At 55.7% G+C, this 25,391-nt stretch carries 17 protein-coding genes and 1 tRNA gene; 13 read left to right on the top strand and 5 right to left on the bottom strand.

What is annotated here, in order from left to right:
- Positions 1-4: 4 nt before the first annotated feature.
- From GYMC10_RS22570 to GYMC10_RS22560, 3 genes are read left to right on the top strand one after another with little or no spacing between them, the layout of a single operon-like run.
- Positions 5-7,234 (top strand): amino acid adenylation domain-containing protein, encoded by a 7,230-nt coding sequence (locus GYMC10_RS22570; protein ID WP_015736670.1) that lies wholly within the window; start codon positions 5-7, stop codon positions 7,232-7,234.
- Positions 7,218-7,445: an MbtH family protein gene (locus GYMC10_RS22565; protein ID WP_015736669.1), complete on the top strand. Its 228-nt coding sequence runs from the start codon at positions 7,218-7,220 to the stop codon at positions 7,443-7,445. The genes GYMC10_RS22570 and GYMC10_RS22565 overlap by 17 nt, the downstream gene beginning before the upstream one ends.
- The gene (locus GYMC10_RS22560; RefSeq protein ID WP_015736668.1) at positions 7,442-8,890 is read left to right on the top strand and encodes an MDR family MFS transporter; all 1,449 of its coding nucleotides are present in this window, start codon (positions 7,442-7,444) and stop codon (positions 8,888-8,890) included. The genes GYMC10_RS22565 and GYMC10_RS22560 overlap by 4 nt, the downstream gene beginning before the upstream one ends.
- Before the next feature lie 288 nt (positions 8,891-9,178).
- Here GYMC10_RS22560 and GYMC10_RS22555 read toward each other — a convergent pair whose 3' ends face one another.
- Both GYMC10_RS22555 and GYMC10_RS22550 read right to left on the bottom strand, forming a co-directional pair.
- Positions 9,179-10,567, bottom strand: a complete 1,389-nt coding sequence (locus tag GYMC10_RS22555) for an RsmF rRNA methyltransferase first C-terminal domain-containing protein (protein ID WP_015736667.1) — start codon at positions 10,565-10,567, stop codon at positions 9,179-9,181.
- A 192-nt stretch (positions 10,568-10,759) separates the two neighbouring features.
- Positions 10,760-11,923: a GGDEF domain-containing protein gene (locus GYMC10_RS22550; RefSeq protein ID WP_015736666.1), complete on the bottom strand. Its 1,164-nt coding sequence runs from the start codon at positions 11,921-11,923 to the stop codon at positions 10,760-10,762.
- Positions 11,924-12,031: 108 nt separating this feature from the next.
- On the opposite strand from GYMC10_RS22550, the gene GYMC10_RS22545 reads away from it, so the two are divergent.
- The 4 genes from GYMC10_RS22545 to GYMC10_RS33125 are packed head-to-tail and all read left to right on the top strand — an operon-like array spanning position 12,032 to position 17,693.
- Positions 12,032-13,168 carry a glycosyltransferase family 4 protein gene (locus GYMC10_RS22545; RefSeq protein WP_015736665.1) on the top strand — a complete coding sequence of 379 codons (1,137 nt, stop codon included), beginning with the start codon at positions 12,032-12,034 and terminating at the stop codon, positions 13,166-13,168.
- 9 nt (positions 13,169-13,177) lie between these two features.
- Positions 13,178-14,485, top strand: a complete 1,308-nt coding sequence (locus GYMC10_RS22540; protein ID WP_015736664.1) for an exonuclease SbcCD subunit D — start codon at positions 13,178-13,180, stop codon at positions 14,483-14,485.
- An 11-nt stretch (positions 14,486-14,496) separates the two neighbouring features.
- The gene (locus GYMC10_RS33130; RefSeq protein ID WP_261979381.1) at positions 14,497-16,497 is read left to right on the top strand and encodes an AAA family ATPase; all 2,001 of its coding nucleotides are present in this window, start codon (positions 14,497-14,499) and stop codon (positions 16,495-16,497) included.
- Positions 16,464-17,693 carry an ATP-binding protein gene (locus GYMC10_RS33125; RefSeq protein WP_261979380.1) on the top strand — a complete coding sequence of 410 codons (1,230 nt, stop codon included), beginning with the start codon at positions 16,464-16,466 and terminating at the stop codon, positions 17,691-17,693. Before GYMC10_RS33130 ends, GYMC10_RS33125 begins: the two co-directional genes overlap by 34 nt.
- A gap of 48 nt (positions 17,694-17,741) precedes the next feature.
- Here the strand turns inward: GYMC10_RS33125 and GYMC10_RS22530 are convergent, their stop codons facing one another.
- Positions 17,742-18,788 carry a membrane protein gene (locus GYMC10_RS22530; RefSeq protein ID WP_015736663.1) on the bottom strand — a complete coding sequence of 349 codons (1,047 nt, stop codon included), beginning with the start codon at positions 18,786-18,788 and terminating at the stop codon, positions 17,742-17,744.
- A gap of 254 nt (positions 18,789-19,042) precedes the next feature.
- On the opposite strand from GYMC10_RS22530, the gene GYMC10_RS22525 reads away from it, so the two are divergent.
- The 4 genes from GYMC10_RS22525 (at position 19,043) to GYMC10_RS22510 (ending at position 20,891) form a co-directional block, all read left to right on the top strand.
- Positions 19,043-19,612 (top strand): xanthine phosphoribosyltransferase, encoded by a 570-nt coding sequence (locus tag GYMC10_RS22525; protein WP_015736662.1) that lies wholly within the window; start codon positions 19,043-19,045, stop codon positions 19,610-19,612.
- Between the two features lie 212 nt (positions 19,613-19,824).
- Complete coding sequence (locus tag GYMC10_RS22520; RefSeq protein WP_009594840.1) at positions 19,825-20,154, top strand: hypothetical protein; 330 nt, start codon at positions 19,825-19,827, stop codon at positions 20,152-20,154.
- Between the two features lie 118 nt (positions 20,155-20,272).
- On the top strand, positions 20,273-20,491 hold the full coding sequence (locus GYMC10_RS22515; protein WP_015736661.1) for a hypothetical protein: 219 nt from the start codon (positions 20,273-20,275) through the stop codon (positions 20,489-20,491).
- A 70-nt stretch (positions 20,492-20,561) separates the two neighbouring features.
- Positions 20,562-20,891 (top strand): carboxymuconolactone decarboxylase family protein, encoded by a 330-nt coding sequence (locus GYMC10_RS22510; RefSeq protein ID WP_009594838.1) that lies wholly within the window; start codon positions 20,562-20,564, stop codon positions 20,889-20,891.
- A gap of 83 nt (positions 20,892-20,974) precedes the next feature.
- Here GYMC10_RS22510 and GYMC10_RS22505 read toward each other — a convergent pair whose 3' ends face one another.
- On the bottom strand, positions 20,975-21,394 hold the full coding sequence (locus GYMC10_RS22505; RefSeq protein WP_015736660.1) for a hypothetical protein: 420 nt from the start codon (positions 21,392-21,394) through the stop codon (positions 20,975-20,977).
- A gap of 178 nt (positions 21,395-21,572) precedes the next feature.
- On the opposite strand from GYMC10_RS22505, the gene GYMC10_RS22500 reads away from it, so the two are divergent.
- Together GYMC10_RS22500 and GYMC10_RS22495 are read left to right on the top strand one after the other, a co-directional pair.
- Positions 21,573-21,656: transfer RNA gene (locus tag GYMC10_RS22500), tRNA-Leu, on the top strand.
- A gap of 326 nt (positions 21,657-21,982) precedes the next feature.
- Positions 21,983-22,864, top strand: a complete 882-nt coding sequence (locus GYMC10_RS22495) for a divergent polysaccharide deacetylase family protein (RefSeq protein WP_015736659.1) — start codon at positions 21,983-21,985, stop codon at positions 22,862-22,864.
- Between the two features lie 173 nt (positions 22,865-23,037).
- On the opposite strand, the gene GYMC10_RS22490 is transcribed toward GYMC10_RS22495, so the two are convergent.
- Entirely contained in the window at positions 23,038-25,278 is a 2,241-nt protein-coding gene (locus GYMC10_RS22490; protein ID WP_015736658.1) for a methyl-accepting chemotaxis protein, read from the bottom strand.
- Between the last annotated feature and the right edge of the window lie 113 nt (positions 25,279-25,391).

The raw sequence follows: 25,391 nt of genomic DNA, 5'->3' as shown, positions 1-25,391 counted from the left end.
TCGTATGCTTGAGCAAAAGAGGGAGCGCTGGTCCCTGTCCGGAGCGCAGTTGGGGATATGGTATGCCCAGCAGCTGGACCCCGACAATCCGATATTCAACACGGCGGAATGCATTGAGATTCGGGGACCTGTAGATCCGGTTCTCTTCGAGAAGGCCTTGCGCCAGGTGGTGGGGGAGGCCGATGCCCTGTTTGCCCGCTTCGGCGAAGATGCGGACGGTCCTTGGCAGTCGATCGATCCGTCTTCTGACTGGCCTCTACATGTGATGGATGTCAGCGGGAAGGAGAATCCTCATCTTGCTGCCCAAAGCTGGATGGAGCATGACCTTGCCCAAGCTATCGATCTAAGCCGAGGACCGCTGTTTACGGAGGCGCTGTTCAAGCTCGCCGCCGATCGCTACTATTGGTACCAACGCATTCATCATATCGCGATCGATGGATTCGGCGTATCGCTTCTGCTGCAAAAAGTTTCCGAGGTCTACACGGACTTAACGGGCGGGATCACATCCGGCATAGGCGCGTTCGGCAGGTTCCGGACGATTCTGGAAGAAGATGCGTCATACCGCATGTCGCAACAGCTCGACTCGGACCGCCAATTCTGGCTGCAGCGCTTTGCCGATGAGCCGGAGGTGGTCAGCTTAGGGGGACAGGCACAGCGTTCGGCGCGGAGCTTCCTGCGCCGTTCGGCGCAGCTTCCGGCATCTACAATGCAACGCTTGCAGGCGGCAGCGCAAGCTGCAGGGACAAGCTGGCCGGATGTGATTGCGGCTGCTGCGGCTCTATTTGTCCATCGTATAACAAGCGCCGAGGAGGTTGTGCTTGGATTGCCGGTGATGTGCCGCTTAGGCTCGTCATCCATCCGCATTCCGGGCATGGTCATGAATTTGCTGCCGTTCCGGGTGCGCGTCAGGCCCGATATGACCCTGATCGATCTGCTGCGGCAGGTCGCACGGGAGAATCGCGAAATCAAGCGGCATCAGCGCTACAGGCATCAGGACATCCGGCGTGATCTCAAGCTGCTTGCGGACAACCGCAGGTTATTCGGACCGCTCGTGAATGTGATGCCTTTCGCGGAAGAATTGAATGTTGGCGGTTTCCGAGGCAGCGTCCGTAATCTTGCGTCCGGTCCCGTGGATGATTTGACGATGAACGTGTACGGCGGATTGGGCGGGCACGGGCTGAGAATCGACATGGATGCCAATCCGCTGATTTACGGCGCAGATGAGTTAGAGTCCCATTTACAACGCTATTTGTATCTGCTGGACAGCCTTGCTGAAGCGGAGCCGAATGATCCCGTCGGGGGCTTGGACTATATTTTGCCGGACGAACGCGAGAAGGTGCTCGTTCAGTGGAACGATACGACCCGCGCCTTGCCGCAGCTCAGCGTGCCGCAATTATTCGAGGAGCAGGCTGCGCGTACGCCGCAGGCGGAAGCGGTCATATGCGAAGGGTTATCCCTTTGTTACGAGGACTTGAACAGGCGGGCGAATCGCCTGGCTCGCTTGCTGATTGCCCGGGAAATAGGGCCTGAGCGAATCGTTGCCCTGTCGCTGCCACGGTCGGTGGATATGCTTGTTGCCATCCTCGCCGTGCATAAGGCCGGGGCGGCATACTTACCATTGGATCCGGACTATCCGGATGATCGGATCGCTTATATGCTTGCCGATGCCAACCCGGCATGCTTGATAACGACCCGGCAGCTGTCTGAACATTTCGCGGCTGTCATGGAAGATAAGGACGTAATCCTGTTGGATGCCGCGGCTACCCTTCAGCGATTGGAGCAGCAGGCCTTTCATAATCCTGTCGATGCTGATCGCGTACGTCCGCTGCTGCCGCTTCACCCGTCCTACGTTATTTATACTTCCGGATCAACCGGCCGACCCAAGGGGGTCATGCTCACGTTCGAAGGCCTAGCCAATCTGCTGTCGGATATGCGCGAGCGTTTGGGCATCGGGGAGTGGGACCGCTGGCTGTCGGTCACCACGATGTCATTCGATATCTCGGTCATGGAGATGCTGCTGCCCCTGGCATGCGGTTCGACGCTCGACATCGTGATGCGGGATACCATTCTCGACGCAGCGTCGCTCATTCGTCGAATTCGGGAGACGAGGACGACCATCATGCAGGCGACCCCGACGTTATGGCAGTCGATTGTCGCTTGCCGTCCAGGGAAATTTGAGCGGCTTAAAGTCATTACCGGTGGCGAGGCGCTGCCGGTCGGTCTTAAGCTTGCGCTTCAAGACCTGAACTGCGAAGTGAACAATCAATATGGACCGACGGAGACAACGATATATTCGACGGCGGCAAAACTCGATCAAGCACCAGAAAAGCCATCCATCGGAGGACCGGTGTGGAATACGAGACTGTATGTGCTCGATTCTTCGCTCTCACCGGTTCCGCCAGGCGTAACGGGCGAGCTGTATATTGCGGGCTTGGGACTCGGCCGGGGGTATTTGGGAAGACCCGACTTGACGGCGGATCGGTTTGTCGCGGATCCTTACGGTCCCCCGGGCTCCCGGATGTACCGAACAGGCGACCTTGCCCGCTGGCAGGAGAACGGCTGGATCGATTATTTGGGACGCGCCGACCATCAGATCAAGCTGCGCGGCTTCCGGATCGAGACCGGCGAGATCGAGTCCGTGCTTGTGGCACATCCGGCAGTGGAGCAGGCCTTTGTCATGGTTCGCGAGGAACGGATCGGAGATCGCCGGCTTGCGGCATATATCGTTCCGTCGTCAGACTGGCCATATCCCATCGATTCGGCAGATTTACGGAGCTATGCCGCAGAGAAACTGGCCGAGTATATGGTGCCGTCTGTCATCGTACCCCTTGAAGCGCTGCCGCTCACGCCGAACAAGAAAGTGGATCGCAACGCGCTTCCCGTGCCAGATATTCGGCTGGCGGCCGGGCGTATGCCGCGAACGCCGCAAGAGGAGATGCTTTGCACGATTTTTGGCGAGGTGCTGGGCTTGCCGAGGGTTACCATCGACGATGATTTCTTCGAGCTTGGCGGTCATTCCCTGTTAGCCGGCCGGGTCATGGTCCGTATCCGGGAAGCATTCGGCGCAGAGCTCGGCATTGGCAGCCTGTTCGAATCGTCAACGGCCGCGAGTCTCGTTAAGCGGCTCGATCATGCGCAAGCAGCCAGACAGTCCGTGCGTCCCGCGGCAAGATGCGAGCGCTTGCCGTTGTCGTTTGCGCAGCAGCGGTTATGGTTTTTATATCGGTTGGAGGGTCCGAGCCCAACCTATAATATTCCTCTTGTGGCCCGCTTGTCGGGTGACCTCGATCTGGCATCGCTGCGCATGGCACTGAGGGATGTAGTGGCTCGGCATGAGTCGCTGCGCACGGTGTATCCTGAACACGACGGGGCTTCGTATCAGCGCATTTTGGATGCCGAGAGGGCCCGGCCGGAGCTAATGGTAACCGAGATCCGCGAAGCGGAGCTTGCGGATCGATTGGCCGATGCCGTCAGGTACCGTTTCGAGCTTGCAGCAGAAACTTCCCTTCGGGCAGAGCTGTTTAAGCTGGGCGATCGAGAGTTTGTCCTGCTGTTGCTGCTGCATCATATCGCCGGAGACGGCTGGTCGCTTACCCCGTTGACGCGGGATCTAGCGGATGCCTATGCGGCAAGGTGCCTGGGGAGAGAGCCGACATGGACTCCGTTACCGGTACAATATGCGGATTATGCCATGTGGCAGCAGAAGCTGTTTGGCCGCTCGGGCGACGAGAACAGCCTGATTGACCGCCAGCTGGAATATTGGACCGAAGCGCTTTCCGGCTTGCCGGAGCAATTGGAGCTGCCTACCGACTTTCCACGGCCCGCCGTGGCCAGCTATCAGGGCGGCAGCGTGCCGTTTTCGATATCCCGTGAGCTGCATCAGCAGTTGAATGGGCTCGCGCAGAGCAACAGGGCGACTTTATTCATGGTATTTCAGTCCGCGATGGCTGCGCTGTTTACGAAGCTGGGTGCAGTTACGGACATTCCGATCGGTAGCCCCGTATCGGGTCGGAATGACGACAATCTGGATCATTTAATCGGTTTCTTCATCAATACCCTTGTGTTTCGCGTGGATACGTCGAACGACCCGACGTTCGATGAGCTGCTGCGACGGGTGCGGGAAAAGAGCTTGGCAGCCTTCGAGCATCAGGACGTGCCGTTCGAGCGGCTTGTCGAGACGCTGAATCCTCCGCGTTCCCGGGCGAGACATCCACTCTTCCAAGTGATGCTGGTGCTGCAGAACACGCCGGAAACTTCGCTTGAGCTTCCGGGAATCAGCTCGAAGCTGCAGCTGCAAAACGTGGGCACTTCGAAGTTCGACTTAACCTTCGAACTGACCGAGCGGCGGGATCAAACCGGCGAGCCGGACGGAGTGGACGGCTTCATTGAATTCAGCTCGGATTTGTTTGAGCGCGGGACGGCGGAAGCGATGGCGGAACGATACGTGCGCGTATTGGAAAGTGCTGTCGTTGAACCAAGTAAAACCATCAGTAAACTGGATATTCTAACCGTTGATGAACAGGAGGAGATTCGTCGACAATGGAGTGCGCCGCTGCCAGTCACCGAGCAGGCAACTTTGTCCGAGCGGTTTGAAGCGCAGGTCAGCCGCTCGCCTCAATCGGTCGCGATTGTCCATGACGGCCAGTCTATGAGTTATGAGGAGCTGAACGAGCGAGCCAACCGGCTTGCCCATTTCTTGATTGCCTCCGGCGTCGGTACGGAGCAGATCGTAGCTCTCGTACTGCCGCGTTCGGTGGATATGGTCGTCTGCATTCTGGCCGTGCTTAAAGCGGGGGCCGCTTACCTGCCTCTGGATCCGGAGTATCCGGAGGATCGATTGGCTTACATGATGGAGAATGCTTGTCCGGTATGCGTCATGACGAGCGTTCACGCGATGGATCAGCTGCCGAGTTTCGGACAATGGCTGCGCGTTGTCATCGATGGACCTGAAGAGGCTATGCAATGGCAGGGTTATTCCAAGGAGAATCCAAGCGACCGTGAGCGTCTTGGACGGCTTATGCCGCAGAATGCCGCTTATATCATTTATACCTCCGGTTCCACAGGCAAACCGAAGGGCGTGCTGGTGCCGCATCAGAATGTCGTCAGGCTATTCGATTCCACCCGGCATTGGTTCCAGTTTAATGAAACCGATGTATGGACCTTGTTCCATTCGTATGCCTTCGATTTCTCGGTGTGGGAAATATGGGGCCCGCTCTTGTATGGCGGCCGGCTCGTTGTGGTTCCGCATACGGTCAGCCGATCGCCTGAAGAGATGTTAAGCTTGCTGGTCCGGGAAGGCGTGACCGTGTTGAATCAGACGCCGTCGGCGTTCTATCCTTTGATTCAGGCGGATCGGGAGCAGCCGGAGACGGGTCGGCAGTTGTCGCTAAGGTACGTTGTGTTCGGAGGCGAAGCCTTGGAACTTGGCCGGCTTACGGATTGGTATCGGCGCCATGCCGACGATGCCCCGCGTCTGATCAACATGTACGGCATAACGGAAACCACCGTGCATGTCAGTTACATGGAGCTGAACCGGAACCTGGCGCTGCCGGGAGCCGGCAGCCTGATCGGCGAAGCGATCCCGGATCTGCGGGTATACGTGCTAGATGACAGGCTTCAGCCCGTTCCGTACGGCGTGATCGGGGAAATGTATGTTGCCGGCGCAGGATTGGCGCGCGGGTACTGGGGGCGGCCCGACCTTACCGCCGACCGGTTCGTGGCCGACCCATACGGCCCGCCGGGGACAAGAATGTACCGAACCGGCGATTTGGCGAGACGTTTTGCCGACGGCACGCTGGATTATTTGGGACGGTCCGACCATCAGGTGAAAATACGCGGCTTCCGGATCGAGCTTGGCGAAATCGAATCGGTCCTCGTGCGTCATGAGGCACTCTCGCAGGCGGCTGTCATCGTGCGTGAGGATCAGCCCGGAGACCAGCGGCTTGCGGCATATGTCGTCGGCAATCCCGGCGAGTCGCCTTCGGGTACGGATCTGCGGCGTTATGCCGCTTCGCTGCTTCCTGATTACATGGTGCCATGGGCTTTCGTCATGATGGACAAGCTGCCGCTTACGCCTAACGGAAAGCTGGATCGCAAAGCGCTGCCGGCCCCCGAGATGTCGCCGGATGCGGATGGGCGCAATCCGCGAACTCCGCAGGAGGAAGTGTTATGCGAGCTGTTTGCCGAAATCCTCGGCGCCAAGCGGGTCGGCATCGATGACAGTTTCTTCGAGCTCGGCGGTCATTCCTTACTGGCCGTCCGGCTTATCAGCCGGGTTCGCGAAGCGCTCGGCAAAGAATTGAGCATTGCAGCATTATTCGAAGCACCGACGGTAGCGGGGCTAGTCGACAAGCTTGAGATGGGCGGCGGGAACAGCGCGCTGCAGGTCGTGCTTCCGCTTCGGTCGCATGGAGATCAAACCCCGCTGTTCTGCGTGCATCCGGCAGGAGGATTAAGCTGGTGCTACGCTGGTTTAATGAAGCATCTCGGCATGAATTATCCGATTTACGGCTTGCAGGCAAGGGGCATTGCCCATGCTGAGGAGCTGCCGGGATCACTGGAAGAGATGACGGCAGACTACATCGGCCATATCCGCTCCCTACAGCCAGCGGGTCCATATCGGCTGCTCGGCTGGTCCTTGGGCGGCAATGTCGCTCAGTCGATTGCGGTACAGCTGCAGGAAGCGGGTGAGGACATTGAATTGCTCGCCATATTGGATGCTTATCCGAGCCATTATTTGCCGATCAAGGAAAAACCTGATGAAGACGAGGCTTTGACCGCGCTGCTGGCGCTTGGAGGCTTCGACAGGGAGAGCATTGAAGCGGGGCTTGGAGACGCGCCGTTAACCATAACGGCTGCCCTTGAACTGCTGCGTAACGAGAGCAGCGCGCTCTCGTCCCTTGAGGAAGAAACGATCATGAATCTGAAGACGACCTATGAAAATTCGGTTCAACTGCTAAAGGCTTACGTTCCGAAGCGGTTTGAGGGAGATATGTTATTCTTCCACTCCACGATCATCCCGGATTGGTTTGACCCCATCGACCCGGAGATGTGGGAGCCTTACGTAGGCGGCAAAATCAAGCGGCACGATATCGAATGCCGTCATAAGGATTTATGCCAGCCGGGACCTCTGGATGAGATCGGCAAGACTATTCTAAACAAGCTTGAGGTAATGGCATCTAAAACAGAGACAACGAGGGACAGGAGGGAACTGATCTATGACCAATCCTTTTGAGCAAGCCGACGGCAAGTTTCTTGTACTGATGAACCACGAGGGCCAATATTCGCTCTGGCCGGCGTTCGCGGCTATTCCGGCCGGCTGGAACCAGGTTTTGGGACTTGGCACACGGGAGGAATGCGTCGCCTATATCAACGAGAAATGGGTCGATTTACGGCCGCGGAGCTTGTATGCCGATGCGGGGACAATACCGGAACCTGGACCATGAGCCAAGGGCTGAATCCAAAAAAAGTAGTATGCATCGTCTATGTGGCCGCGATGTTTGTGGTTGCCATGGACGCCACCGTGCTGAACGTGGCGCTTCAGACGATCAGCCGGGAGCTTGAAGTGCCCCCTGCGGCTTCAGGCGTGCTGAATGTCGGTTATTTGGTCAGCTTGGCCATCGTTCTGCCGATGGCGGGCTGGCTTGGCGATACATGGGGAACGAAGCGTACGTTTCTCCTGGCACTGGGCCTTTTTACCGGAGCATCCGTATTGTGCAGCTCTGCAGACAGCTTGGCTGCGTTGACGCTTTTTCGCGTAATCCAAGGCATCGGCGGCGGCTTGCTGACCCCGGTCGGCATGGCGATGCTGTTCCGCATGTTCCCGCCGCAGGAGCGCGCGAAAATCTCCCGGGCGCTCATCCTGCCTATCGCGATTGCGCCTGCAATCGGCCCGGTTGTGAGCGGGCTGCTTCTTGAATATTTGACGTGGCGGTGGATCTTCTTCGTGAGCTTGCCGATCGGCATTCCCGCTCTCGTGTTTGGTTTATTCTGGCTGAAGGAGCATCGGGAGCCGGATGCCGGCAAGCTGGACGTGCCGGGCTTGCTGCTGTCCGCGCCGGGTCTTGCCCTGCTGATGTTCGCCTTGAGCCAGGGGCCGCTGCACGGGTGGGACGCCCCGCGGGTATGGGGCGCCGGCCTGGCTGGCATCCTGCTGTTGTCTGCTCTGGTGAAGGTGGAGCTAAGGGCTGCGAAACCGCTGCTGGATTTGCGGCTGCTGGGCAATCGCTTGTTCCGAACGTCAGGTATCATCGCAATGTGTGCATCTGCAGGTCTGCTGGGCATGCTCTACGTATTTCCCTTGATGTATCAGAACGCCCTGCACGTCTCCGCCTTGGATACGGGGCTGACGACGTTTCCCGAAGCCATCGGGCTGATGGTTGCCTCGCAGCTCGTACCCTGGACGTATCCAAGGATGGGCCCTAGGCGAGTGATCATCATGGGATTTGCGGCAACCGCGCTGATTTTTATTATGCTCAGCATGGTGGACGCCGGGACGAATCCGTGGTTTATACAGGCCCTGCTGTTTGGCGTCGGCATTTTCCTTGGTCAGACCGTGGGATCCGTTCAAATCGCTGCCTTCGCCACCATCCCGCCTGCTTCGATGGGGCGCGCTTCCACCTGGTTTACGGTGCAGAACAGACTTGGTCCCGCCATCGGGCTGGCTGTTCTATCAGGCATCTTGGCTGCCGTTGGAACGGAGACCGTAAACGCGGCGGGGGAGTTGGGGCCGAATCTGACGGCATATCGAGCAGCATTGCTTGGGGCCGCTGGCTTCCTGCTCATCGGTGCAGGCGCGGCGTTATGGATACGGGATGCCGATGCGGCGTCCACGATTCGCAAACCCGCCACAATACCGGTCAAGGAACAGGCGACTCCAGCCGAGAAATAACCGTGCTAACTATCCGGATGCCAAAGACGAGATCCCCTTGGATTTAGTGGAAATACGCTTAGTTTTCGGTGATGGCCGTAAAAGCATTTCAAGTGAAAAAGGGGCTGTACTCCTGCATGCTGGTGCAGAAGAGTACAGTCCCTTTTTACGAAATGAATCAGCAAGCACGCAATCGTCTGCTAATTTGATCCATTGGCCTTATCGTAGGCTGAATGTAATTTAAAATCGTATCCGCTGTAACGGCAGTCTTTCTCCGTTCGCCACTTTATGTGGGATTAGAAAGGGGCGCTACTTGGGATTGCGCAGGCCCTTGGGCAGGTGATTCTTGAGCTGGCCGCCGCTGGCTTTGCCCCAGCCGAGGGGGAGCCCGTCCGTAGTCACCAAAGTCCAGCCCCTATATTCGGACGGAATGGAGAGCACCTCTCCCCGCAAATAAGCAGCCGTTTCGGCAGAATCTGAAGGCAGATCCCAGCTTCTGGCGGCTTGGCCTGGATTCAAGGACATGGCAAGGGCGTGAGCCGGCTCGATCCGATTCTTCTTCAGGTGGGCGAGATGAAGGCCGGCGCGCGGCATCTTCAGCCCCTTCAGCTGCTTATCGTGCCAAGGGACGCTCTCGCTGACCGGCAGCCAATATAATTCTTCGCCGAACAATATCGGCGTGCCACCGCCAAGCTCAAAGCCGGGGAGGTCCTGCTTCGCCCAGTCTTGAAAGTCGGCCAGGGCGGAAAGCGCAGGAGCCTGTTTGCCGCCCCGGTTTGATTTGGCCTGAGCCTTACCGCTGTTGGTAAAGGTCTCTTGATCGTCGCTGTAAGCCTCGGCCGCAGGCGTTTTGACCAAGATGGCAACAAAATGCCCCTCGCCCCGCTCCAAATGTGGCCATAAGCGCTTCATTTGCTGCAGTTCCAAATCGGGATACTGCGAGAGAATGTGCTCGATCATCTCCTCATTTTCCGCCGTGTTGAACGTACAGGTGGAATACGCCAACGTTCCGCCTGGCTTGAGCATCCGGTAAGCCTCCTGGACAATGTCCCACTGCCGCGCAACGCACAGATCCACGTGTTCAGGCGACCATTCGGCAATCGCAGCGGCATCCTTTCGAAACATGCCTTCACCGGAGCATGGCGCATCTAGCATGATCCGGTCAAAGCAGGCAACGAAACGGCGGGATAGCTGATCCGGTGCCGCACTCGTAACGACGGTATTCGTTATTCCCATACGTTCCACGTTCTCGGCCAGAATGCGCGCCCGTTCGGGGTGGATCTCGTTGGAGACGAGCAGTCCCCGGCCCATCATTTTCGAGGCGATATGGCTTGTCTTGCCGCCGGGAGCGGCCGCAAGATCCAGGATGGTCTCCCCGGGCTGAGGATTCAGCAGTTCCACCGCGGACATTGCCGAGGGCTCCTGAATATAATATAGTCCGGCGGCATGATAAGGGTGCTTTCCTGGACGAACGCTTTCATCATAATAGTATCCGGTATCACACCAGGACACAGACGTCAGCCGGAAGTCCCGGATGAGTTTTTTGACGCTGTCTGCGGCATGAACCGCTTTCAGCCGGTTAAGACGCAGCCCATGGGTGCGGGGCGAATCGTAGCTGTCCCAAAAGTCACATGAGGCATCCCCAAGGATTTCGTTTATGCTGGTGACGAAACCGACAGGCAATAGTTCCTTTCCCATTCGTTAATAGCTCCTTCTTTAGAATAAGGTTCATGTTGCTGCGTTAAGGCAGTTAATCCCTGTTCAGAGCTCATTTCTTCTCATGTCTCTAAGGAATCGGTCATTAGTTTATCACGTTGCCGCAGGGGGAGTAAAGAAATGTCAAGCAAAAAAAGACCGCCCCCTTCATATCGTGGGCAGTCTGCGCCAGTGTTATCCGGCTGATTCCGTTGGTTCGGTGGATGCGGTTTTAAGGGACCGGTAATCGGATACCTTGTTTTTGCCGGTCGTCTTGGAATGATACATGGCTTTGTCCGCCTGTTTCATCAGCTCATCGCCGCGAACGCCTTTGCGCAGCACGCTGTATCCGATACTGATGGTTACGATGCTCTCGCTCGCCACTCGGGCTCGGATCTTCTCGGCGACCTGCGCGGGTTTGGCTTTGCGGTCAACGACCAAGGCGACCAATTCCTCGCCGCCATACCGGCCCGTAATTCCGATGCCTTCAAGCTCTTCCTCCATGATGGCGGCGACCTGCTTCAGCACTTCATCGGCTCTGGCGTGTCCCTGGGTATCATTCAGCTTCTTGAAATTGTCGATGTCGCAGAAGATGGCGGATATCTTCAGCTCCTGCGCCGCGTAATGGTCCAAATGCTTCATAAAGTGCCTGCGGTTGTAAAGCCCGGTTAATCCGTCCGTAATGGCGGACCGGTAAATGGACTGCATCAGCTCCACGATGCGCCTGAACAGAATGAAGAACACGATGCTGTAAAAGAGCACAGGCAGCGCGAGCGCCAGTCCCTGAAGCGCAGGCGACAGGCTGCCGGAATAGGTATGTACCGCTTGCAGAATCGTCCAGATGACGTAAACGGCAAGCCCGAGCGCGTATTTGATCGGCTGTCCGATCCGCGGGGTTACTTGCGTGTAGGCCAGGTAGAGCGCAGCGAGCTGCAGCACGTCAAAATATATGCTTTGCCATATCGGGTCAAGGGTGTATGGAAGGAATGAGGGAAGCATGAATGGAAGCATAAGCAGTGCGGCCGACAACAAGGGAAGCCAATAATGCATGGTTTTGATTTTGCGGTACAGCATGACAACCGAGATGTTCAGCAGAACGAACGAAAAAAGCTGGATGAAACGCAGAACGTCCGACTCCGGTGAGAAAACAGGTTTTCCCGTCCATGCCGAATGGATGTTCAGACCCTCGTATGTCATAATGAAGAAGAAAGCTGCCGCCATATATAGGTAAGCATTCTTGCGTTGCTTGCTGTACATAAAGAGACACATGATCAGCATCATGAGAGCGATATAAGCTCCGCACACGGCAAATATGGTGGGTAGTGGAGAAGTGGACCAGTAGTTCAATTCATAGGACAAATCGATTCACTCCTGAATAGGGATAGGTTTCCTTTGCATGAAACATATGTTCTAATATATCATATCGAAAAAGAATCTGAAAAGAGATTTAGAGAAAGGGGGATCCCCATGAAACTTCTTCAGGCATTATTCTTCCCTCCTGAACAGCCGGGCGGCGTCTCGTCCATGATTCCATATTTGCAGGAGCGCTTTCATTCCTCCCGTTGGGAGATGGAGATGTTCTGGCTGCCTAAGCGGATCCGCAATAAAGGCCAGGAGGATCCGATATTCCACACGTTTGATTGGAGAGAGTTCGAAGGGAGCCCGATCGTGGCCAAATACCTTCAAACCTACCGGGATTATCTGTGGTGGACCCGTCTGCGCATTCAAAAGCCTTATGATCTTATCCATAGTCATCATCCGATCGCAGGCATGTCGATGAAAGCCGTATTCCCCGAGGTGCCGCTCATTCAAACCGTGCACTCCAGTTACGAGCGCGAGCTGATCCTCAACGGAAGAATCAAGGAGGGAGGGCTGGAACACCGGTTCCTGGTGTCTTTGTACAAGGAGCTGGAGCATATCAGCGACCGGCTGCTGACCGTGTCGAACTCCTTCAAGGCATATATGTCTCCCTACGTGAACACGCCCGAATCGATCGGCGTCATCCATAACGGATTCGATGATAAGAGATTCAAGCCCGTTCCCCATGAAAATGCGGTGCCTCAGCTGATTACGGTATGCCGTCTGGTGCCTGCAAAAGGATTGGATATTCTGCTCCAGGCCTGCGCGGAACTGAAACGGAAGGGATATGATTACGTCCTTCATATTATCGGCGACGGACCTTCCCGCCAGGAGCTCGAGGAGATGGCCAAAACGCTGGGCATCTACCAGGAGACGATTTTTTACGGCTATACGCTGCATCCGGAGGAGTTCATGCCGTTCTTTGACATCTTTGTCCTGCCTTCGAGAGCAGAGGCGTTCGGATCGGTGTTCGCGGAAGCGGCGCTCAGCTGTCTCGCCTTGGTAGGGACCGACGTCGGCGGCATCGCCGAGCAGATTGAGGACGGGGTCAACGGTTTGCTTGTACCGCCTGAAGATCCGATGGCGCTCAGCGTGGCGCTCGAGAAGGTCATCAGCGATCCGCTCTATCGTTACGAGCTGGCCCGGACCGCTTCGGATAAGGCAAAGAACCAATACTCCTTGTCCAGATCCGTGAATGAACTGAAAAAAATGTATTTGAAATTTCAACCCCAGATAGAGAGTTAGGGATCGGTTATGGCTTCTTTTCGATTTATTCACGCTGCGGATTTGCATCTGGACAGTCCGTTTATCGGAATCAGCGGACTCGATGACGATCTGCGGTCTTTCGTTCAGGAATCGACCTTCCGTGCGCTGGAGCGGCTTGTGGAGCTCGCCATCGGGGAGCAGGTTGATTTTATCGTCATCAGCGGAGACGTCTACGACAGCTCCAACATTTCGCTGCGGGCCCAGCTTCGCTTCCTGGATTCCCTCAATCGCTTGGGGCGGGAAGGGATCGCGGTTTATGTGATCCACGGCAATCATGATCCGCTAGACAGCGCGAAGCTGTCCATGACGCTTCCCTCCCATGTCCATGTGTTTGGAGCGGAGCCTGCAGCCGTAACGGCTGTTCGCCGTTCGGACCAACAAGAAGTGGCGGTCATCGCCGGCATGTCGTATCCGACCTCGAAGGTCACGGATAATATTGCGATCCGCTATCCTGCTCCCTCACCGGGGCTCTATCATATCGGACTTCTGCATGCGAACGTGGACGGAGATCCCCAGCACGAAACCTATGCTCCCTGTACGAAAAAGGAGCTGGTTCAGGCCGGATTCCACTACTGGGCGCTCGGGCATATCCACTCCCGCCGCACCCTGCAGGAATCTCCTTATATCGTGTATCCGGGCAATATCCAGGGACGCCATGTCCGGGAGACGGGCCCGAAGGGGTGTTACGTCGTCGATGTGGATGGCAGCTTCAACACCAAGCTCAGCTTCCATGAGCTCGATTCGATGCGATGGAACGTCGTTGAAGCGCCTATCGATGCTTGCCGGGACGTCGACGAATGGCGACGCTCCCTGGAGTCCATCCTCACCGATACAGCCAGAGCGAACGCGGATCGGCTGAGCATGATCCGCGTTCGGGTTACGGGACGAAGTCCGGTTCACCGTCAGCTAGAGGGCGGATACGTGCTGGACGAGCTGCTGACCGATCTGCGGAGAAGAGAGGCCGCAAAGGGCAAGACATGCGGCTATCGGGGCTGCGTCTGGATCGAGAGCTTCTCGCTTCAATCCGGGGATGCGATCGATACGGAGAGGCTGTTGGCGGAAGACAGCTTTACGGGGGACTTGCTTCGCCTTGTCCGGAAGGAGCAGGAACGAATTCATGATCCGGACGGGGTTGTTGCCAAGGGTTTGGAGCCTCTTATGGAACATGCGGAGATCCGCTCGTTGCTTGACGAGACGAGCCCGGAGGAAATGCTGGATTGGGTTCGCAGGGCGGAGGAGCTGACTTTAGGGTTATTGCTGCGCGACCGTTCGCGGGAGGAAGGTGCCGGAAGATGAGGCTGGAACGGATGAACATACAAGGTTTCGGAGCCGTCCGGGACATGAGCATTTCCATCGATGCCCCCGTAACCGTGCTGTATGGGCCGAATGAAGCGGGGAAGAGCACGGTCCTGCATTTTATCAGCGCCATGCTCTACGGGTTTCCGGGCAAGGGCTCGCCGGCGGAACGCGGAGAGCCCTCCGGGGAAGGCGTTCACGGAGGCGAGCTGCGTTTTCTTGATAAGGAGGGGATACCTTGGGTGGTCCGGCGCTATAAGCGGTCCAGGGAAGGGAATGCCGCCTCCGGCAAGGGCGAACGTGTACATATTCATAAACAAGCGGATAACGGGCTCGTGATCGAGCTCGGGCAGCAGGAGCTGGAACAATACGCTTTGGGCGGCGTGTCCAGGGACATGTTTCGCCAGCTGTTTGCCATCTCGTTAAGCGAACTGCAGGAAATCCGCGGTCTGCACTCCGCCGAGATGAGCGGCTACCTGTTCCATGCCGGGATCGGCGGCGGAGCCAACATCCTGGAGGCCGAACGCAAGCTGTCCCAAGAGATGGACAAGCTGTATAAGCCTCGCGGGAAGGTACAGCAGACAGCCAAGCTGCTGCAGTCCATCGAGGATTTAAGAACCCGGGTTGCAGTCAGCCGGGCTTACGTATCCCGCTATAACGAGGTCGTAAGCTCCATTCTGGAAATAGAGCGCCGTTTAAAGTTGCTGGAGCAGGAACGTGCCAGGGCTGGCGAGGATTTATCGCTGCTTCGCAAAGCGCTGGACATCCGTCCGGCTTGGCTGGAATGGCAAGAGGCCGGGGTTGAATTGAAGGATCTGATGGACAGCAGCCATTTCCCCCCGGATGGAATGCCCCGTTATGAGAAGATGCTGGAGGAAGAGCGGGTCCTTCATGCCCAGTCCATCCGCGTTGAGCAGGCGATCGAGGATGCGGAGGATAAGCTGGGGGCTCTACCCGTGAACGATTTCTTGGAACAATACGGCGAGCGGATTGAGGAGCTGTCGGCAAAACGAAGTCTACATGAAGCGGGGAACCGCGAGCTTGCCGAGCTTACGGCCGAATATAAAGCTCAGGAAAACCGGCTGGAGCAGCTGCTCCGGGATATCGATCCGGCATGGACCCGGCAAGAGCTGCTGTCGTTGCCGGTGTCCGCCTCAGAGCGTGAGGAGGTACGGCGGATCGGTGCTGCCTTTGCCGGGTACGATCGCCGGATGGAGGCGCTGTTCATTGAACAGCGGGGGGCCCAGCGCTCGGCGGCTGCAGCCGAATCGACGCTGCGGGAAGCAAGGCGGCAGCTGCGCGAGGAGTCGGAGCGGGGCCAGGAGGCCTTTGCGATGATTAAGCCTGCTTCGCCGCAGGAGACGGCTGCGCTGTGGAATCAGCTGCAGCTGGAAATCGAGCGTTGGCGCGAGCGCAGACTGTCCGGTGCCGAGCCCGTGCCTGTTTCGACACGCCGGCCGGGGAGAGGACGACTCCCCCGGATGTATGCGGGCCTGCTATCGGGCATGGCGGTCATGACGCTGCTGCTTGCAGCCGTGTTGTTATGGACGGGAGCCGCAGAAGCCGCCGTGGTCTCGGGCATCGTGATGCTGCTTGGTATGGGATATATATACTGGAGCGCTCAACGCGGGCGCGAGATTCAGGATGAAGCTTCGGAAGGCACTTCCATGCTGGACGGTCAGGGAACGGAACATGTGGACCATCTATACTCCAGTCTGGTCTCAGCTCCCTATGCCGCGGCAACAGGGAGCACGATTCCGGGCAGCCGAAGGGATCGAAACGCTGTTTTGACTCGTGACCCCCTCATGGTGGAGGCGAGAATGCGCGAGCTTCGGTCCGTGATGGAGGGCTGGCAAGCCTGGCGGCAGCGGCTCGATCGATTGACGTCTGATTGTGCGGCGGCTGAGGAGAAGTCTGCCCTGCAGGCGGCTGAATTAAAAACGATCCATAGCGCCATCGAGCAGAAGAGAAGCGGTATTTGGAGCTGGAACGGCAGTGGGAATCCTGGCTGAGGTCCCGGTCACTCCCGCAGAGTCTGTCGCCTGACGTGATGCTGGATGTATTCGTGAAGGTTGAGCAGGGACAGGAGCTGATCCGCCAGCAAAAATCGATTGGTCTGAAGATGGATGTCCTGTTAAGAGAGGCCGAGGATTATATCGTCCAATGCCATGAGATCATTGCGGCGGATCCCGAAGCCGACCCTGACGGCAACCGAAATCCGGGCGTGACTGAGCTTAGCGGCATCCATTCCCGTTGGAAGGCGTACCAAGAGGATTCAAGGCAGCGTAAAGTCCTATCCGAGCGCATCCAGGAGCTGCGTAAAGAGGCGGCAGCGATGGAAGAGGAGCGGGAAGGTCTTCGGCAGCGCAAAGCGGCATTAATCGCATCGTCCCGATCGGCGGACGAGGAAACCTTTCTTCGCATGGGAACTGCCGCCAAGCGCAGGGAGGAGCTTGTCCGCACGATCCGCCATCATGAAATTACCATGTTCAGCGGATGGGACGAAACGGGCCGCAGGCGGCTGATGCAGCTGCTTGAGCTTACCGACGCTGCCGAGCTCGAAGCTCAGTGCGTCGAGAAGGAGGAGGCCGCATCGGCCGCGCACAGCCTAAGGGACGAGCTGCAGGAACGGCGCGGGCGGCTGCTTCAGGAGAGGGAGTCGCTGGAATCGGCGGGCAATCAGGATTCCGCCCTGCAGCAGCTGGAGGAGCACCGATCCGCCCTGCGGGAAATCGTGTCCCAATATGCGGTGCGTTCGATGGCCTCCGAGTTTATCAAACGCACGCGGCGGATGTACGAGGAAGAAAAGCAGCCGCAGGTGCTGCAGCTGGCTTCCCGGTTCTTCTCGATGCTGACCGGCGGTGTGTACAGCAGGGTTGTGATGCGCTTGGGAGACCAGAGCCTGCTGGCTGAGCGCCCGACGGGTGAGCTGGTGGAGAGCAGCCGATTGAGCCGGGGAACGGCGGAGCAGCTATATTTGGCCATGCGGCTCGGGTTGATCCAATCGATGCCGCATGCAGCGGGCCTGCCGCTGCTGCTTGATGATCTGTTCGTTAATTTTGACGGTGATCGGCTGCGACATGCGCTCGGGGCTATCCTGGAGCTGTCCCGTAACCGGCAGGTTATCATGATGACGTGTCATCGACATGTCGCCGAGCAGACGATGGAACTCATGCCGGATGCACGGCTCATCCCGATGCAGCCATAAGATTGGGCTCCCCAAAGGCAGGCGTTACGCACCTTTGGGAGAGCCCTTTTATTTACCCCTGATTTCAGGTGTTCCGAATAAAGTCAGCCGGAGCACCCAGAGCAGGCACAATCCCCCGAACATCGGATAGAGCAGAGAAAGCAAGGAGCTGAAGCCGAACTGGCTGAAGAAATAACAGAACACCATGATGCCAAGGGTGATCACTCTCGGGGAGAGCGAGGTTCGCTGCTGAACTTGCAGGGTGATGCCGTAAATATTGGCAACGAAGGTGCTGAAAATTTCAAGGAAGATCAGGATGAGATAGATGATCTGTACAAACCAGCCCAGCTGGTTGGCGATGCTGCCCATCGGAATCTCGTATTGGCTAATACCGGGCATATGGGCGGACATCGCAAAATGCGCCGCCATCAGCATAAACCCTACGCCCGTTCCTCCAATGATGCCCCCCCAGGTTACGGTTCGCGCGCTTTCGGTCTGGCTGCCGAGCGGGACCAGCACCGGCATCGCCATCACCAGGTTAAAGGCGGTGTAGAGCAGCGGCGCAAGCCAAACCGAAGGCAGGCTGTGGTCGGTGGTCAAGGTTAAGAAACGGGTGGCGCCCGGGGACTGAAGCGTTTGAGAGATCACCGCCACCGATAAGGTCAGCATCATGGGCACGACGAGACTGTTCATCGTCATGATGGACTGGATGCCTTTTCTGAGAATAAAATAAGTCCCGATCATCGTGACAAACAATCCGGTTTGATAACTCAAATTCAGATGCTCCACAAACACGGAACCGGCACCGGCAAGCATGATGCTGTTCACCCCGAGCAGAATGACAAACATGAAGAGGCTGATCCAGACGCCGGCTTTCTCGCCAAACAGGAATTTGTTCAAATCCTCAAAGGATTTGGCTCCGATCCGCCTCGATATCGTCATGATTTTCGTGCCGAGCCAGATGAATAATCCCGTCGTAAGCACAATGGTCAGTGTAGCCCAGTGGCCGTACTGGGTAAAGAATTGAAGGATTTCTCGGCCAGTAGCAAAGCCAGCGCCAACGACGGTTCCGATATATGTAAAGGCGATCTGTAAAACACGCATAAAATTACGCAAGCCTCGCGTCCCCCTTGAAAGTTAATCGTTCTGCATAGTACAAGTTTATGCTTGGCTGAGCCGGGACATGACTTCTACCTGTCCAAGGCCTTCGACTGGAGGGGATTTGGACGCATAGCGCCAAGCAAGCGGAAAGCTATGTCAGGAATTATGACGGGAACTAGCAAGTTAAATGACGGAGCATCCGTTTGTACTTGCCGTACAGGGAGGAATATGTTACTTTTACGACAAAGGAATCATGGGAGGTCTTTGGGATGGATTGGTTAAAGGAGCGGATTGTTAAAGAAGGCGTCGTGTTGTCGGATCAGGTGCTGAAGCTGGATGCCCTGCTGACGCATCAGGTTGATCCGGCATTGATTATGGACATGGGCCGGGAATTTGCGACGAGATTTAAAGAGAGCGGCGTGACCAAGGTCGTTACGCTGGAATCCTCCGGCATATCGGTTGCCTTTGCCGCAGCGCTTGAATTGGGAGTCCCCATGGTATTCGCCCGGCGCAAAAAAACGCTGCTCGCCGATCCAGACGCCTTATGCGAGCGGGTGCCGTCTTTCACCAAAGGCATTGTCACGGATATCATGGTGTCGCGCCAGTTTATCGGCGAGGGCGATAAAGTGCTCTTCATCGATGACATTATTGCAAACGGAGACGCCGCGAGAGGGCTGATCAAAATCATTGATCGGGCCGGGGCGGAATTAATCGGGCTTGGCGTCGTGATCGAAAAGAGTTTCCAAGCCGGGGCGAGAACGCTGCGCGAACAGCATGTTCACGTGGAATCGCTTGTCACCATATCGTCGCTTGAAGGTGGGAAGATTTCGTTCAGCTAAAACTTAGGGTCTCCTTAGGCTTGTCTTGGACCGATTGTCACGGGCTGGGTCTTAGGTCATGAACGGTTGTTACCCTAGTCTAAACGAAGAGAAAAAATGGTAATTTGAAGTAAATGATAATGGGATTTCCGCCTAAAATCTCAACTAAATCTTTTCGCCTCCGTGATTTTCGCTTATAATAAAGAGGTAGGCAAGAGAGAGGAGGCAGCAACATGGGGAAACAACCTGTAACCGAGCCGTTTTTGATTGAGAAGCTGAATGAAGCGAAGGTACATTTTGAACGTGCTTTGGATTGTAAACATACGGAGTTTGATGATCTATATCCCTATATGATTGAACATCCTCAGTTCTTCTGGTACAAACGCTATGTTGCCTGGTCAGAACTGCTGACGATTGCCGGATTGTGCGAGGAGGTTTCCTTCGAATGGAAGGAACAGTTTACGCCTCAGCAGGTCGAATATATCGAGAAGCGCGTCATGTCTTCCACCGTGCTGGATTATTGGTACGAGAAGAATGACAGCATCGAGCCGGCTCAGCGTTAATGGGTATATAGAACATCTCTTAATCGGGATGTTTGTCGATATCGCAACGCATTCAAAAGACCTAAATGATCTCATTTAGGTCTTTTTTTGCACAGTAAGTGATGAAGGAGGCATGGCGATGATCAGCGATGAAAGACTCGATGAGCTGCGGATCTCCGGCGAACTGGTCCGGGTTGTGCGGGATGGGCTGGAGACCAATGATATCATAGGGTTCGTCGTAGCCTGGGACCCGGAGCAGGTTATCATCCGCCGCAGAAACCGGCGGGTCGTTAAACTGGATCGGCGCTACAGCTACCAGCTCAAAAAAGAGCCAAGAGTCAGCCCGGTCGAAGAATAAGCATAGATCTCGAATTCGTCGGACAACTTAACCTCGAAAACTATTTTTTCGGGAAGAGGTGCTTTTGGTTATGGAAATGTCCAATGACAAGGTCTCGGCATACAAGAATGAAATTCAGAATTTGAAGCAGAGCATGCCGGACATGGCAGAAGCGTATCATCAGTTCACCGGCGTTTGCTTTCAGGATGGCGAGCTGGATGCGAGAACGAAGCAGCTGATCGCGCTTGGGATCGGATTGTTTGCCAACAATGAGCTGTGTACCTTCTACCATATGGAGGAAGCCCGTGCCAAGGGAGCCTCGGATGCTCAGATCATGGAGGCCGTAGCCGTGGCGTCTGCCGCCAGCGCGGGACATGCTCTCTCGCAGGGACTGACCCGCGTGCAGCATAACCTTCATTGATCTGTGATAAAAAATAACCGTCTCTCCCGAAGCGCTTGTACAGCCGGGGAGGCGGTTATTCTTTCGTTTAAGGAACGGCGATGTTAGCGCGCGAAAGCAGCGGCAGGAGGATGGGCTTGCTCGGAGGAATCGCTCTGAGGCGGAACCAGTCCGAGATACGCTCGCATGCGATCCATCATCTCCTCACGGAAGGATGGCCATAGAATGTTCATCGACCCAATGTACCCCCGGCAAGCATATCGTGCCTGAATCCCGTCCTTGCTTTGCCCGATGTCATATACCTTGATCGCCCGCTTGGTGAATTCCTGCTTCACCTCTCGAAGAAGCACGGCAGCACGTTTGGCGCCGTTTCCCACAACCTCTACGTACAATTGAGGGGTTTTGAATACCCCGCTCTCCTGAATGATCCGGCAATCCCGTTCAAACACCTTATGAATGAACATCAGCAGCAGGTAACTCTTGATCAATGCCCGTTCTTCCGTTGTAACAGCCTGTATGGCCATCAACATCACCGCCTTTATATAGAAAATGGATATTGAATGAGAACTTATGTTCTTATTTTAACCGAAAACAAGGTTTTTAATCAAGCTCAAAAAAAGTGTTGACTCGATTTATTTAGCGTGATATTATATATCTTGTCGCCGCTGATAAGAGCTTGGCTCGAAGGTGGACAACATACATGCGGTCGTGGCGGAATTGGCAGACGCGCACGGTTCAGGTCCGTGTGGGCTTACCCCCGTGGAGGTTCGAGTCCTCTCGACCGCATCTAATGAGAAAGCTCGTAAACTGTTCTTGCAGTTTACGAGCTTTTTTGTTTTGGAATTCTCTGGGACTGTGCGATGCAATCGATAGCCAATGCGGCACAGGCCGAAATTACCGCTGACCTCCGCGGCACGCAACGAATAGGAGAGCCAACGATCTTACGGTGGCCGGCAATGTTCTGCAATCCGTCGGAAATGCGCTGCAGGTGATTGCGGAAGCGGAGGATTCCTGATTAACATTTATGCCTCTAATTACATATTTGAATAGCTTTTCTCAAACAATACGGTTAGGTAAGGCTATCATGATGATGAGTGGAAAGGGGCGTAACAATGCGGAAAAGATATAGAAAATCGATTATCTTGCTGTGTTTGGTATGGGGGATCTCGAACGGAGCACAGATCGGGTACGGGGCGGGGGTGGTTAATGCTCCTGATTCGTTCAACCATGATACTCGAAACGTGCACGAAGAATCCGATCACAGCAGATCCGTCCAGGAAAAGAAGCCGAATAAGCTGGCTGTCATTATCGATGATTTTGGCAATGATCAGAAAGGGACCGAGGAAATGCTCAATCTGCCTGTCAAAATCACGGTGGCCGTGATGCCGTTTTTGCCGACGAGCAAGAAAGATGCCGAGGCCGCGCACCAGCAAGGGCATGACGTCATTATTCATATGCCCATGGAGCCTAAGCAGGGCCGGTCTTCCTGGCTCGGACCAGGTGCTATCTTAAGTTCGCTCACCGATGAGGAAATTCGTAAACGCATGGAGGAGGCAATCGATTCGGTTCCTTATGCCGTTGGGATTAATAATCACATGGGCTCCAAGGTTACCGGGGATGAACGGGTCATGTCCATCGTGCTCGACGTTTGTAGGGAGAGAGGGCTGTTTTTCGTCGACAGCAAAACGAATTACTACAGCGTGGTCGGCAAACTGGCAGCGAAGAAGGGAATGCCGTCCATCTCCAACGATATCTTTCTGGATGACGTTCATACCGTTCAGCATGTGAGCAAGCAGCTGCAGACCGCGGCGCAGCATGCGGAAGAAAGAACTTCCTGCATTGCAATCGGCCATGTTGGCGTATATGGAATCCGGACGGCAAAGGCGCTGAAAGGCACGATCCCGGAACTGCAAAAAAAGGTGGAGTTCGTCGGGATCAGCGATCTCGTCAGGGAGCACTCAAGCTGGCGGCCTGATCCGCTGCGCTCGTATTAGATCTTCCTGGAGCACAGAAACAGGTCCGGAATCGAGTGACGAGACCGGTGGAGGGTCCAAACGTTAAGATCAGCCGAGACCGGGTATTTAATATAAAACGAACGGCCTTCCGCGCAAGAGTCCCGGTGATTCCGAGTTTCATGCTTGGAAGGCTGATTATATGTTGCGCTATATTATCGGATGCGGGCATCGGTGAGTTTGAATTGACCTACCAGCTGCTGCATCGATTTCGCTATGGCTTCGACATTGCCTGAGGTGTACCTTACGCTTTCGATTTCCTGCGACAGCTCCTGCACTTTGCTCTCCACATCCTTGGAAATCTTTCGGTTCTCCTTGCTGACCGAAGCGATTTTCTCCATCAGCTGAACCACTTCATCTACGGCCTGGTGCTTGCGCAGATCGTCTTCGGCTGCGGCGGCAAGCAGCTCGGAAGCCGCAGAAACCAGCAGGTTTCCTTCTTCCACGACCCGGGTCCCTTCCTTCATCGATAGAACGGCGTGCTGGGCGTCCTGATAGATATGGCCGATAATCCGGTGGACCTCTTCCGTGGACTGTCTGGTCAGTTCGGACAGCTTGCGGATTTCGGTTGCAACGACGGCAAAACCTTGTCCGTGTTCTCCGACCCGTGCCGCTTCAATGGAAGCATTCAGGGCCAGCAAATGGGTTTGGGAGGATATTTGTTCGATCGCGTGCAGCACGCCTGTAACTTCCTGAACGGTTCCCATGAACGTGCGGATGGTCTGATTGGTTTCCTCGACTTTCGCAGAAATATGAGACATCTTGTCTCCGATCCGGACGACTTCATTCTTGGCCACATCAATCTGCTCATTTGCTTGCCGTTCCAGCTGGCGGAGCGTCTCCCGCATCCGTTCCGCGCTGTCCTTCACGGCATCGATATCCTGCAGCTGGCTGCGCATGCTGCGGATCATCTCGCTAATGTTGCTGCTGACACGCTGTGCGGAAGTAACGGTGACGGCGGTAGTGTCGTTCATTACCTGTTGGCTGGAAGAAACATCGCCTGCCGTCAACTTCACCTGCATCATGATGCTTTCCAGCGAATCGATCATATTGTTGATCCATTTGGCTAATTCGCGCGTTTCATCCTGATCGAATTGGCGGGGGTCCAGCCGCTGCGTCAGATCTCCGCTGCCTTCGGCATTCATACGGATGAAGCGGTTGAGGCTGCGTAGACGATCCGCGATTCGTCCAATTTCTTTATGGCCGACCAGGGAAGAGGTGAGAAGGCCGGTGACCAAGCAGGCTAACCCTCCCGCCATGGCTGCAAATGCCGGAGATAAATAAACAGCCGTAATAAAAACAATGCCAGCCGTCAGGAGGCTCGAGATAAGGGTAGACAAGCCATGGAGCTTGGCATGTCTGAAGCGAATGCCGCGAATACGGTAAACCTCTTCGAGATCCCCTTCACACATCATCCCCCAAACATCCGGACAATGGGGCAGGCGGAACGTCACGCCTTTGCCGATCACCGGAATGTGGCGGTAATCGGAATAACCGGGGAAGTCCACGAACAGATTGCTTCCGTTCGCGATGGTGTTGGCTACGCCTGGATGAAGCTGACCCGTTGCCGGGTCGGTGAACATCAGCTCGAGCTCCGTATGTTCGTGAACCGATACGGTCCCCCAGTCGGTCGTGACGCCGTCCTTCAGGTTCTCGCCGTGCGTGAAGGTCCGGTCTTCAAAGCGGCTTCTGGAAAGAGCGGTGCCCGGAGCAATATGTCGATTCATCTCGGGCTTGGCCATGAATATATAGTTGTCGCCGGAATCGGGATAGACGTGGCCGGATTCCCGCTGAATTAAATCTCCGATCACGTCGTTTGGCACGCGGCCGCAGAGGATGCCGGCGAACGTATCGTCGACGTAAACGGCATTCATGAACAGCAGCGTCATTTTGTCGTGAAAAGCAGAGGAGCGGGGACCGATGGTTATAGTGACGGAATCCGCATACGGCCCGAAGAGCAATTTGCCGGTATCCGAGCCGGCGAGATGAATGATTGCCCGGCCCAATGGACTGCTCTTGCTGTAGCTGGTTCCAACGTGCGGAGCGTATGTAGAGTACGTGACCTCACCCGAAGGGTTCAGCAAGAATAATTCCGTGAAATCGGCAGCGCGCGAGTACAAAGCAGAGAAGAGCTGCTCCTGGTTCAATGGGGCGCTTGTAGAGAAGGGATGAGGATGCTCGCCGCCGACTGTTGAACCATGGGGCTTGTCCTTGTTCAGCTGCTCCTTCAGTCGGTCCAGATGTCCCCAATATTCATGGCTCCAGGAGAACAGCAGCTCTTTGCGCGTCTCGGCAATGCCTTCGAATATGTCTTCAATGTCTTCCTTCAAATTACGATTCAGACGCCATGAAATCCAAAGCGGAAGTCCTTGGCGATACCCAAGCCAGTCAAACATACGATCTCCCCCGATTCCCATTCGATTCATCTATCTTTTATTTATGTTAGATATACTACCATAAATATCGGAAAATTCTACTAATTATTTCGAAAAAAATGATGCTTTTTTCA

This window comes from Paenibacillus sp. Y412MC10, assembly GCF_000024685.1.
Classification (GTDB): Bacteria; Bacillota; Bacilli; order Paenibacillales; family Paenibacillaceae; genus Paenibacillus_AQ; species Paenibacillus_AQ lautus_A.
The sequence above is the reverse complement of the archived record's forward strand: the minus strand, read 5'-3'. Positions and strand labels throughout refer to the sequence as shown.